Here is an 11,399-nt window from a genome sequence, read left to right on the forward strand (position 1 = left end):
TCAGATATGAATATTTCCAGAAGAAAATTCGTCCTTTCAGCCGCGCTGCTCTTGCCAATTTCAAGGCTGACGGCCACGGATCTGAAGTCTAACGTGAACTACTTCCTGCAAGGGGTTGCCTCAGGCGATCCCCTGCAGGATTGCGTCATCATCTGGACCAGGGTCACACCTACAGATCCGCTCAAGACCCATGTCAAATGGGAAATCTCAACAGACCCCGGCTTTTCAAAGCTGATAAAAGAGGGACAGGTTGATATTTCTGCGCACCACGATTATACGGTTAAAGTTGATGTGAAAGGATTGAAACCGGGTTGCAAATACCATTACCGGTTTTTATATCAGGGTACCATTTCTGAGGTCGGAGAGACACAAACGCTGCCTGAAGACCTGAAAGAGGGAGACTTTACCATGGCCGTGCTGAGCTGTAACAATTGGGAGGACGGCTATTTCAATTCATTCAGGTTTCTTGCGCAAAAAACAGCCGTAGATTTGGTACTCCATCTTGGCGATTACATCTATGAATACGAAACGGGAGCATATGGCAATCCAGCCTCCGGACGAATCAATGTTCCCAAACACGAAATCGTAACGCTGCAGGATTACAGGGCCAGGTATGCGCAATACCGCACAGATCCGGATCTGCAGCTTTTACATGCAAAAAAACCTTTTTATCTGATTTGGGACGATCATGAACTGGCCAATGATGCTTATAAGGATGGTGCAAAAAATCACCAGCCCAATGAAGGAAAATGGTCTGAGCGGAAAAAGGCAGCCATACAAGCTTACCTGGAGTGGATGCCCATACGGGCAGACAAAGGCAGCGAGGTTCGCCGGAAATTTGACATTGGGGAAGACATATCCCTGTACCTGATGGATGAAAGGAGCAGCGATCGTACGCAACAAATGGAAAACGACCAGCCTGGCTTTAATGGTGCGGATAGGGTCATCATCGGCGAAAGCCAGTATAACTGGCTGGCCAAGGAATTAAAAAGTAGCCAATCCATATGGAAGCTGATTGGTAACCAGGTAATGTTTTCAGGATATGCCGTGGCCGAAGGGTTTAGGCTACCGAAATATAACGATTGGTGGCTTGGTTATCCGGCCGAGCGGGCTAGAATTCTGGATATGCTGGACAGGGAAAAAATCCAGAATACGGTATTTCTTACCGGAGACCATCATGAATCCTTTGTACTTGCTGTACATAAAGAAGCGCAGTTTATGAAATATACTAAAAGCCATAAGCAAAAGCCGTTGGCCTGGGAACTGCTTACGCCTTCCATTACTTCCAGAAATGGGGATAGGCGGTCTAAAGCCGAAATTAATGATTTTGAAAAAATGTTGCAGGACAAAAATATAAATCCTCACCTGGTATTTGCAGACATCAAAAGCCATGGGTATTTCATTGCCACAATCAATAAAAAGAGATTTCGTACAGACTACTACTTTGTAGATAACATCCTCACAAATCAGGCTAAAGAATACAAAGCGGCAACATTTACCATCGATGCAACAACTTTTGGCATCTCTTAGTGGCGAATAGATATGATTTTAAAAGAACAATAATGAATAAGGCGAAATTAATGGTTTTTGAGGGGCAGGGGAAAGTTATGTCTTTACAGGAACAAATTATCCCTGCATTAAATGCAGGAGAAATATTGATTAAAAACAGGTACACTTCGATTTGTGGAAGCGACCTGCATACGTATTGCGGATTGCGTCAGGAAAAAGTACCTACCGTTTTGGGACACGAAATTGTTGGGGAGATATTATCGTTCTCCGCCGATCATCAACAGACCGATTACCTTGGGAATAAATTAAATATAGGTGACCGCGTGACCTGGAGCATTTTTTCCTCAGATCCGGACTCAGAGCTGGCTAAGGCAGGAATGCCTCAGAAAGGAACTGACCTGTTTAAATATGGTCACGCACAGGTGACTGCCAACGATGCGCTTCATGGCGGATTGTCAACCCATTGCATTCTCAAACGCGGTACCGCAGTACTTGGGATTTCAAAAGAAATTCCTTTGCCGGTCGCGGCGATCATCAACTGCGCTGTAGCTACCGTAGCTGGTGGTTTACGGTTGGCGGGAAACCTGCACAACAAAAAGGTACTCATCACTGGAAGTGGCCTTCTGGGCATGGTTTGCGCAGCCATGTGCAAAGATGCGGGCGCTAAAATTATCCATGTGGCAGACATCAATCCCCAGCGCCTGGAACAGGCACATGCTTTTGCTGCAGATGAAACCCATCTGCTCACAGATCCAGCTGTACAATTGCCTGCGGGCATTGATGTGGCTTTTGACATGAGCGGTGCCCCGGATGCCATGGAGCAGGGAATACAGGCATTGGGAATAGGAGGGACTGCCGTCTGGATCGGAGCGGTATTTAAAACCAGAAAGGTGCAGATCGATGCCGAATCTGTGATCCGCAGACTGATTGCCATTAAAGGTTTACACAATTATAATTTCGAAGATTTTGTTTACGCAGTAGACTTTATCAATAGAAATCACCAGGCATTTCCTTTCCATGAAGTGGTGTCAAAAGAATTTATCCTTTCGGATACCAACGAAGCATTTCAATATGCTGTGACACATAAACCACTGCGGGTAGGCATCAATTTAACTCAACAGTAAAATGGACAAAAAATTTAGGGTACAGCAATGGACAATGTTGCTGATTACCATGTTCTGTTATCTCTTTTTTTATACAGGCAGGCACAATTTCGGCTGGGCTGCAAAAGGTATGGCCGCCGATTTACACATTCCATATACCACCATCGGGTGGATCAGTTTTTCGATGTTACTCGGTTATTCAATCGGTCAGCTGATCAATGGAAACCTGGCCGACCGGCTTAGCGCCAGGTTAATGGTTTCGGTAGGCGCATATCTATCGATCCTGACTAATATTACCATTAGTTTTTCGAATAGCGCAGTCATGATCATGCTGCTCTGGGCATTAAATGGTTATTTTCAGTCTATGGCCTGGGCACCCGGTGCCAAGCTGATCAACAACTGGTGGTCTGAAAAGGAACGCGGAAAGGCCTTTGGGTTTTACACCATGGCTGCCGGTCTGTCCTCTGTAGTAACCTATCTGCTCTCCATTATTTTATTGCAGCAAGGATATGAATGGCGCATGCTGTTTCGATTACCTGTACTCTTGCTGCTGATATCTGCCACTGCATTTTTAATCATTGCCAGGGATAAACCAAGTGTTAAAACGGATTCCTCTGCATCTTTAGCCCCATCAATTACCTGGGTGGAGCGGTACCGGATGGTCTTGAAAAATAAAAAGTTTATGGTCACCTCGCTAGGTTTCGGATTTGAGAGCATGGCACGTTACGGACTTATTTTTTGGGTTCCAGTCCATTATCTGGGTAACAATTGGAAAGATAATCCTGGAAACCTTTGGGTTACTTTTTTATTGCCTGTAGGGATGGCTGCCGGAGCACTTACATTTGGCATGCTTTCAGATAGCCTGTTCAAAAAAGACAGAATCAAGGCCATTGCCTTTGGAATGCTGGTGAGTGCAGTCATTGCGATATTGATCTACATTTCTCCGGCACATAATCTATGGCTGGGTGGAGGACTGATGTTGCTGGCCGGTTTTTTCGTCTATGGGCCTCAGGCTTGTTTCTGGCCATTAAGTCCGGACTTGCTCGGGAGCAATCTGACCGGAACCGGGATCGGTTTTATGAATATGATTGGATATCTGTTCGCTGCTTTTGGAGAACCGTTACTCGGCTACGCGATTGATGTTACGGGTAGCTCCAATAGCATTTTTATTGTCATTGCTGTCCTCTGCCTCTTGTCCTGCCTGAGTGTGTGGACAGTCCGTAGCATGAAAGGCTGACAAACTGAGACAAATCGACAACAGATTGAACATTTTTTATAAAGGGCATTGGTTTACTTTGGAAGATAACAAAACCAATTATGAACCTTCCTGCAAAATCTGCTGCTTACAGGTCGTTGTATTTTGCAGGTCAACACACTTTTATGAAATTTAAATGGATTTCCCTCATTGTTCTATTGACGTTAAACCTCAGCACCTTTGCCCAGATTAAAATCATCGCTCCGGATAAAGTCTGGTCTGATGAAAAAGCGATCGAGTGGTATAAAAAACAACCTTATCTGGTTGGCTCAAATTACATACCAGCCAGTGCAATAAATCAGTTGGAAATGTGGCAGGCTGATACCTTTGATCCTGCAGGCATTGATAAAGAGCTGGCCTTGGCCGAAAGTATCGGTATGAATACCATGCGGGTATTTTTACACAGTTTAGCGTATAAGGCAGACCCCGCTGGCTTTAAAACCCGTATCGGTGAATTTCTGAAAATTGCCGATAGACACCAAATCAAACCCATGTTTGTGTTTTTTGACGATTGCTGGAATAAAGTGCCGCAGATCGGAAAACAACCCGAGCGAAAACTGGGAATACACAATTCCGGCTGGATGCAGGATCCAGGCGATCCGGCTTCTAAGGAAGCCACAAACTACCCCCTTTTGGAGGTGTATGTAAAAGATATCCTGAAAACTTTTGCTCAGGATAAACGCATACTACTCTGGGACCTTTACAATGAACCAGGAAACAGTGGTAAAGTAGATACCACCATGCCTTTACTAACTAAAATATTTACCTGGGCCCGGGCCATCAACCCCCAGCAACCGCTTACTGCAGGTATCTGGAACTGGAGCGAACAATTTAATGCGCTTAGCAGGTTTCAATTGGCCAACTCAGATGTGATTTCTTACCATTGTTATGATCAGCCTGAACAACATTTAAGAACTATTGAGCTCTTAAAGCTTTATGGAAAGCCATTGCTTTGTACGGAATACATGGCACGTACACGCAATAGTACATTTGTAAATACGCTGCCTATACTGAAAAAACAAAATGTAGCGGCCATAAACTGGGGCTTTGTTGATGGAAAAACCAATACCAAATACGCATGGGATACTCCCTTAAAAGATGGCCAGGAACCATCAGTATGGTTTCATGACGTTTTTCGTGCAGATGGAACACCTTATTTAAAAGAGGAAACTGACCTGATCAGGAAACTCACCACTGCTAAAAAATAATTAGCCTAAAAATAGATTTCTAAACACGATTATAATACCCGGATAAATTTATGAAAAATTACAAATTGGTATATGCTGCATGGTTTGCAGCATTTTCCATTGGCAGCGCATCTGCTCAGCACAACAATTCGATGCAGTCGCCTAAAATGAACAGCCTCAGCGCAACTGAAAAAAAAGAAGGTTTCAAATTGCTTTGGAATGGCAAAGATGCAACTGGCTGGCGTGCCATATTTAAAGATCAGTTTCCAGGCAAGGGTTGGGAAATGAAAGATGGATTGCTTACGGTTTTACCCTCTAACGGAGAAGAGGAAGGCTCTGGAGGAGACATCGTAACCACTAAAGAATATGCCGCTTTTATCTTAAAATTCGATTTTAAACTTAAACCGGGTGCCAACAGTGGGGTTAAGTATTTTGTAACCGAACAAGAAAAAACTTCAAAATCCGGCATTGGCTTAGAATATCAGATTTTGGATGATGAACTTCACCCGGATGCAAAATTGGGTAAAAATGGGAACCGTAAGCTGGCATCTCTTTATGATTTGATTCCCGCCAACAAACCTGCTTCGGTGATCAAGCCCATTGGTGACTGGAATTCGGGTGAAATTAGGGTGTTCCCAAACAAGCATGTAGAACACTGGCTGAACGGCGTTAAGATCCTTGAATATGAACGTGGATCGAAAGCATTTAAAGACCTTGTAGCTACCAGTAAATATAAAACCTGGAAAAATTTTGGTCAGGCTGACCAGGGACATATCCTGTTACAGGACCATGGCAATCAGGTTTCTTATAAAAACATCAAAATAAAAGAACTTAAATAAGGAAGGCCATGGAAAATTCGAGGAGAGATTTCATAAAAAAGGCAGCAATTGCAGCAGCGGGAACCTATGTGGGGAGCGCTTTCAGCATGTCTGCCAAAAGCTACGCACGCATTATTGGTGCCAACGATCGGGTTAATGTAGGCATAGTTGGTTTTTCAGATCGATTTAAAGACACCTTGTTTCCTTGTTTTTTAAATCACCAAAAGGAATTGAATTTTGACATTACTGCACTTTCTGATCTTTGGAATTATCGTAGGGATCTGGGGGCAGAACATATCAAAAATAAAATTGGGCATGGCATCACCACCTGTCGAAACAATGATGAGCTGTATGCTTTAAAAGATATTGACGCGGTAATCATCAGTTCCCCGGATTTCGCACATGCCTCCCATGCGATTGAAGCTGTACGTAATAAAAAAGATGTTTATTGCGAAAAACCTTTTGCAGAAACCATGGAAGATGCGCGCACAGCTTTGAAAGCTGTACGGGAGTCTAAGCAAATCCTGCAGATCGGTTCGCAACGTCGTAGCGGACAAAATTACCAGGCTGCGGCCGACTTTATTAAACAAGGTAAATTCGGGGATATTACCATGGTAGAGTTAAGCTGGAATGTAAACCAGCCTGGCCGATGGCGTCGACCGGATCTTGTGGCTAAATTGAAGGAAAAAGATACGGATTGGCGCAGATTTCTTTTAAATCGACCTTATGAACCTTTTAATCCCCGCATATATTTAGAGTATAGGTTGTTCTGGCCTTATTCTTCCGGGATGCCGGGACAATGGATGAGTCATCAGATCGATACTGTACATTGGTTTACCGGTTTGCCACATCCACGCAGTGTAACGGCTAATGGAGGAATTTACCAATGGAAAGATGGGCGCCGGAACTGGGATACGACCACAGCTGTGTTTGATTATGGTCCCTTGAATGATCCCAGTAAAGGCTTCCAGGTGGTATTCACTTCCAGAATGCACAACGGTGAGGAGAAGCCAGCTGAAATTTATTATTCAAATGGTGGAGAACTAAACCTGATCACCAATACAGTATCTGCAAGCGGTGGACTCGGGGCAAGAGCAGCTGCAGCAATGAAGATGAAGCCGAATTTGCTTCCGGAAGTAAAACTGGCTGCACCAACACTCCAGGCGGTTGCATCGGCCAATACTGGTGCAGATGTGTTGAGTTCAAACCACATGCGCAACTGGTTGGAATGCATACGAAGCCGCAAAGAACCCAATGCTCCGGTTGAAGCAGGTTATCGCCATTCCATTGCAAACATCATGTGTAATGCAGCTGTACATACCGGTGGAAAAGCAAACTTTGATGAAACCACACAGGAAGTGATGGTGAACGGAAAAATTTTTAAATATTCATAACACACTTAAATATGCTTAAAAAACACTTTATATGCCTATTACTGCTGCTGCCTTTTCATAGTGTAATGGCTCAGCAAAAATTATTGACTAAATTTCCAAAAGGATATGAGCCTGAGGCGGTTGGAAAATTACTTGCTTATCGCTTTGTGGATGGTAAACACATGCTTCATGGAGGCAAATGGATTAGCTACCCCGAGACGTTTAACTGGGCCGGGTCATTGAAGTATGCTGCATTAAAAAATGATAAAGAACTCCTTCGACTGTTGCAGAATAAATTTGAAACTTTGTTTACAACAGAAAGGCAGTTGTTGCCCATTATGAATCACGTAGACCTGAACATGTTTGGCAGTTTACCCCTGGCATTTTACCAGGTAACCAATAACAAACGCTATTTAGATTTGGGGTTACCATATGCGGATACGCAATGGGAAGTTCCTGCAAGTGGAAAACCTCAGGAAAAAGAATGGGCAGAAAAAGGATACTCCTGGCAAACGCGCTTATGGATTGACGATATGTATATGATCACCATCGTACAAACACAAGCGTATAAAGCTACCGGTGATCTCAAATATATTGATCGGGCAGCTAAAGAAATGGTGCTGTATTTAAATGAATTGCAAAAGCCTAACGGCCTCTTTTATCATGCACCGGATGTTCCGTTTTACTGGGGACGCGGAAATGGATGGATGGCCGCAGGGATGACAGAATTACTACGGAGTATGCCTGTAGACCATAAGGACCGTCCACGTATACTGGAGGGTTACCACAGCATGATGAAAAGTCTGAAAGCCTTTCAGGCACCAAATGGCATGTGGAATCAGTTGATTGACGAGCCGGATTGCTGGGCTGAGACATCCGGATCTGCCATGTTTACCTATGCCTTCATCACAGGTGTAAAAAAAGGCTGGTTGGACGCCAAAGAATATGCGCCTGCAGCCAGAAAAGCGTGGTTAGCCATGGTGTCTTATGTTGATGAAAAAGGAGCTGTAAAAGAAGTTTGTGTAGGCACAAATAAGAAAAACGACAAACAATATTATTATGACCGTCCACGTCATACAGGTGATTACCATGGTCAATCGGCCTATCTATGGTGTGTTAATGCTCTTTTAGAGCGCTAAAACATATTTTATGCAAATGAAAAAAATATTCGGTATCAGTACGGCAGTTTGCCTGCTGGCCATAAGCTGTAATCGTGCAGCACAAAAAACGGAGGCAATTAAAATAGATCCCCGGGCTTTTCATAAAACCATAGACAACAAAGCGGTAAATATTTTCGAGCTAAAAAATAAAGCTGGATCGAGTGCCTGGATTACCAATTATGGCGGGCGAATCGTGAGTCTTTGGGTTCCCGACAAACAGGGGGGACTCAGAGATGTTGTCGCTGGTTTTGATCGTGTTGACGGTTATGAGCAATCTACAGAACCCTACTTTGGTGCACTTATCGGGCGTTACGGCAACCGGATAGCCAGGGGGAAGTTTACATTGGCGGATAAACATTTTAATCTTTTTATAAATAACCCACCAAATACCCTTCATGGCGGAAAAAAAGGATTTCAGGCGGTCGTATGGGACGCAAAGCAAGTCGATGCACAGCAGCTTGAACTCAGTTATACATCGCCAGATATGGAAGAAGGTTTTCCTGGTAATTTAAAAGTGAAGGTTGTCTACGAATTGACTAATGACAATGCATTAAAAATAAGTTATCAGGCTGAGACTGATCAAATCACTGTAGTGAACCTCACCAACCATGCCTTTTTCAATCTCAACGGGGAAGCCAGTGGCAGTATACTTGGCCATGCTGTGAAAATAGATGCAGCGCATTATACCCCTGTTGACGCGACGCTGATTCCAACTGGTAAAATTGAACCAGTAAATGGGACGCCATTTGATTTTCAAACGCCTGTCAGCATCGGAGCACGCATTAACGACCGCAATGAACAATTGGCTAACGGAAAAGGTTATGATCATAATTTTGTGCTGAATACGCATCAGATGACAACGCCTGTGGCTGAGGTAACAGGTGATCAAAGTGGCATTGTGATGCGTATTTATACCACTGAGCCAGGTTTGCAATTTTACAGTGGAAACTTTATGCAAGGTAAAAATATAATGAAAGGTGGTCATAAAGACGATTTTCGAACCGCTTTTGCGATGGAAACCCAGCATTATCCAGATTCACCAAATCAACCTGGATTTCCATCTACCGTGCTTAAACCGGGAACGGTTTATAAAACCACTTCCATTTATAAGTTTAGCCTGATTGCTAAATAAAAAACTACTTACTGCCAGCAGGTAAGGGTATCGCTACACTGGTTGCTAATGGCACACCGAAATCGGGTGTGCCATCTTTTTTCCAGACAAAGGGCTGCGCTCTTGGCGAGCGTTCGTTACCACAGCCTTGTCCTGGAAAAGAATTGGCATGATACAAAATCCAGTCCTGCGTGCCATCTGGGGATTTGAAAAATGCATTGTGGCCGGTGGCATACACGCTGTTTTCGGGCGATTGCTTAAATACGGGTAACGCAGCTTTTTTCCAGGTCGCCGGATCAAGTAAATTACCATTTACGTTGGCTGTGAGCATACCCAGCGCATATTGATCGGTCCAGCAGGCACTGGCTGAGTAAATCAGGAAGAGTTTATTCCCGTGCTTCAGAATTTCAGGTCCCTCGTTTACATTCAGGTGTTGGACATCAGCTGAATTGCGAAGATCTCCATAACATTCCCAGGGATAAACAGGTGAAGAGATTTTGACCCTGGAACTTTCCACGGTAAGGGGATCTTTCATCTTTGCAATATAAATGTGCTGTTCGCCATTTTTATCACCTTCCCATCCCGACCAGATCAGGTAAAGCTTTCCTTTGTGCTCAAAAACGGAACCATCAATGGCCCATTTATTGGTCACATCTGTGATCTGACCTTTAAATACCCATTCACCTTCAGTTGGGTCCTGTGACTTATTTTCCAATACAAAAAGGCGATGGTTCTTATTGTCACCGTCATCCGCTGAAAAATACATGTACCATTTTTTTTGAATGTAATGTAACTCTGGCGCCCAGATTTCTTTGGAGTAATTTGTGCCCGCCGGTGGCGTCCATATGACTTTGCGAACCGCGTTTTTCAGGTCAGTAACACTCCTGGATTTCCAAATGGCCAGATTTTTTCCTGTAGTGTGGGTATAATAATAAAAACCATTGTTGAAAATTACCCATGGATCAGGTCCCGAGGGCAAGATGGGATTGGTAAATGTTTTTTCCGGTTTAATCTGGGCAGACGCAGCCATGACCTGAAGGATCAGGAGGAGTAAAGTTAATTTTTTCATTTGTATGTTATGATTAATTGTTGTGTTTCCTTATTACAAGCTAAATTTATACTGCTTTGTCAATTGAATTGATGTATTCAAGCGGGCTAAGGTTAAAGTACCGTTGGAAATTTTTATTAAAAAGACTCTGACTACTGTATCCTACCATTTTGGCAATTTCAAAAAGAGAAAATTCGTTTTGTGCCATGAGCCTGGTCGCTTTTTTAAGGCGGGTGATGTCGATCAGTTCTTTTGGTGATAAGGAGGAAAGAGATTTTATTTTGCGATAAAAGGTGGGTCTGCTCATGTTCATATGTTCGGCAAGCTGATCAATATCAATATTGTGATTCTTGATGTTTTTCCGGATATATTCATCTAGTTTTTTGAGAAAAGCTTCATCAGTTTTTGAATGGGCCATGACGCGGACATCTTCAAATGGTGAACTCGCAAAATGATCCTTTATTTTTAGTCGGTTTTTGAGCAGATTTGCGATCTGCAACTGCAGGAGTTCCGGCGAAAATGGTTTTTGAATATAGACGTCTGCACCAACTTCCAGGCTTTCTATATGAGCCTGGTAGGTGTTTTTAGAGGTTAGCAACACAACTGGTATATGGCAATATTCTACTTTCGACTTGATCAGCCGGCAAAGCTCAAAACCGTCTATTCCCGGCATCATGATGTCTGATATGATTAGGTCTACAACCTGCGTATCCAGGATGCTCTGGGCAATTTCTCCATTAGCAGCCAAATGCAGTTTATACGTGTCGCCCAAAACTTCGGATAAAAATTCGAGGATATCCTCGTTGTCATCTATAATTAAAATGCTGTCGGTCAT

At 43.4% G+C, this 11,399-nt stretch carries 10 protein-coding genes; 8 read left to right on the forward strand and 2 right to left on the reverse strand.

All coding sequences use genetic code 11. The annotated features are described in order from the left end of the window. Positions 1-6 precede the first annotated feature (6 nt). The 8 genes from IM797_RS20455 to IM797_RS20490 all read left to right on the forward strand — a co-directional run bounded on the left by IM797_RS20455 (position 7) and on the right by IM797_RS20490 (position 9,537). Positions 7-1,530 carry an alkaline phosphatase gene (locus IM797_RS20455; RefSeq protein ID WP_194129042.1) on the forward strand — a complete coding sequence of 508 codons (1,524 nt, stop codon included), beginning with the start codon at positions 7-9 and terminating at the stop codon, positions 1,528-1,530. Positions 1,531-1,562: 32 nt separating this feature from the next. After that, positions 1,563-2,633, forward strand: coding sequence for a zinc-binding dehydrogenase (locus IM797_RS20460; RefSeq protein ID WP_194129043.1), 1,071 nt, complete (start codon positions 1,563-1,565; stop codon positions 2,631-2,633). A gap of 1 nt (position 2,634) precedes the next feature. Continuing rightward, entirely contained in the window at positions 2,635-3,849 is a 1,215-nt protein-coding gene (locus tag IM797_RS20465; RefSeq protein WP_194129044.1) for an MFS transporter, read from the forward strand. A gap of 143 nt (positions 3,850-3,992) precedes the next feature. Then, positions 3,993-5,075 (forward strand): cellulase family glycosylhydrolase, encoded by a 1,083-nt coding sequence (locus tag IM797_RS20470; RefSeq protein WP_194129045.1) that lies wholly within the window; start codon positions 3,993-3,995, stop codon positions 5,073-5,075. Positions 5,076-5,125: 50 nt separating this feature from the next. Continuing rightward, positions 5,126-5,893 carry a DUF1080 domain-containing protein gene (locus IM797_RS20475; protein WP_194129046.1) on the forward strand — a complete coding sequence of 256 codons (768 nt, stop codon included), beginning with the start codon at positions 5,126-5,128 and terminating at the stop codon, positions 5,891-5,893. 8 nt (positions 5,894-5,901) lie between these two features. Beyond that, positions 5,902-7,266, forward strand: a complete 1,365-nt coding sequence (locus IM797_RS20480; RefSeq protein ID WP_194129047.1) for a Gfo/Idh/MocA family protein — start codon at positions 5,902-5,904, stop codon at positions 7,264-7,266. Positions 7,267-7,277: 11 nt separating this feature from the next. Further along, complete coding sequence (locus IM797_RS20485; RefSeq protein WP_194129048.1) at positions 7,278-8,384, forward strand: glycoside hydrolase family 105 protein; 1,107 nt, start codon at positions 7,278-7,280, stop codon at positions 8,382-8,384. A gap of 16 nt (positions 8,385-8,400) precedes the next feature. After that, positions 8,401-9,537: an aldose epimerase family protein gene (locus IM797_RS20490; RefSeq protein ID WP_228098997.1), complete on the forward strand. Its 1,137-nt coding sequence runs from the start codon at positions 8,401-8,403 to the stop codon at positions 9,535-9,537. A 4-nt stretch (positions 9,538-9,541) separates the two neighbouring features. On the opposite strand, the gene IM797_RS20495 is transcribed toward IM797_RS20490, so the two are convergent. After that, positions 9,542-10,585: a family 43 glycosylhydrolase gene (locus IM797_RS20495; protein ID WP_194129050.1), complete on the reverse strand. Its 1,044-nt coding sequence runs from the start codon at positions 10,583-10,585 to the stop codon at positions 9,542-9,544. 46 nt (positions 10,586-10,631) lie between these two features. After that, a complete protein-coding gene (locus IM797_RS20500; RefSeq protein WP_194129051.1) occupies positions 10,632-11,399 on the reverse strand; it encodes a response regulator in 768 nt (255 codons plus the stop codon).

Origin of the sequence: Pedobacter sp. MC2016-24, assembly GCF_015223055.1 — a bacterium.
Classification (GTDB): domain Bacteria; phylum Bacteroidota; class Bacteroidia; order Sphingobacteriales; family Sphingobacteriaceae; genus Pedobacter.

What these genes read in the sequence shown, in the direction of transcription:
- IM797_RS20455 (WP_194129042.1), top strand. Translation starts at nt 7, where the DNA reads ATGAATATTTCCAGAAGAAAATTCGTCCTTTCAGCCGCGCTGCTCTTG.
- IM797_RS20460 (WP_194129043.1), top strand. Translation starts at nt 1,563, where the DNA reads ATGAATAAGGCGAAATTAATGGTTTTTGAGGGGCAGGGGAAAGTTATG.
- IM797_RS20465 (WP_194129044.1), top strand. Translation starts at nt 2,635, where the DNA reads ATGGACAAAAAATTTAGGGTACAGCAATGGACAATGTTGCTGATTACC.
- IM797_RS20470 (WP_194129045.1), top strand. Translation starts at nt 3,993, where the DNA reads ATGAAATTTAAATGGATTTCCCTCATTGTTCTATTGACGTTAAACCTC.
- IM797_RS20475 (WP_194129046.1), top strand. Translation starts at nt 5,126, where the DNA reads ATGAAAAATTACAAATTGGTATATGCTGCATGGTTTGCAGCATTTTCC.
- IM797_RS20480 (WP_194129047.1), top strand. Translation starts at nt 5,902, where the DNA reads ATGGAAAATTCGAGGAGAGATTTCATAAAAAAGGCAGCAATTGCAGCA.
- IM797_RS20485 (WP_194129048.1), top strand. Translation starts at nt 7,278, where the DNA reads ATGCTTAAAAAACACTTTATATGCCTATTACTGCTGCTGCCTTTTCAT.
- IM797_RS20490 (WP_228098997.1), top strand. Translation starts at nt 8,401, where the DNA reads ATGAAAAAAATATTCGGTATCAGTACGGCAGTTTGCCTGCTGGCCATA.
- IM797_RS20495 (WP_194129050.1), bottom strand. Translation starts at nt 10,585, where the DNA reads ATGAAAAAATTAACTTTACTCCTCCTGATCCTTCAGGTCATGGCTGCG.
- IM797_RS20500 (WP_194129051.1), bottom strand. Translation starts at nt 11,399, where the DNA reads ATGACCGACAGCATTTTAATTATAGATGACAACGAGGATATCCTCGAA.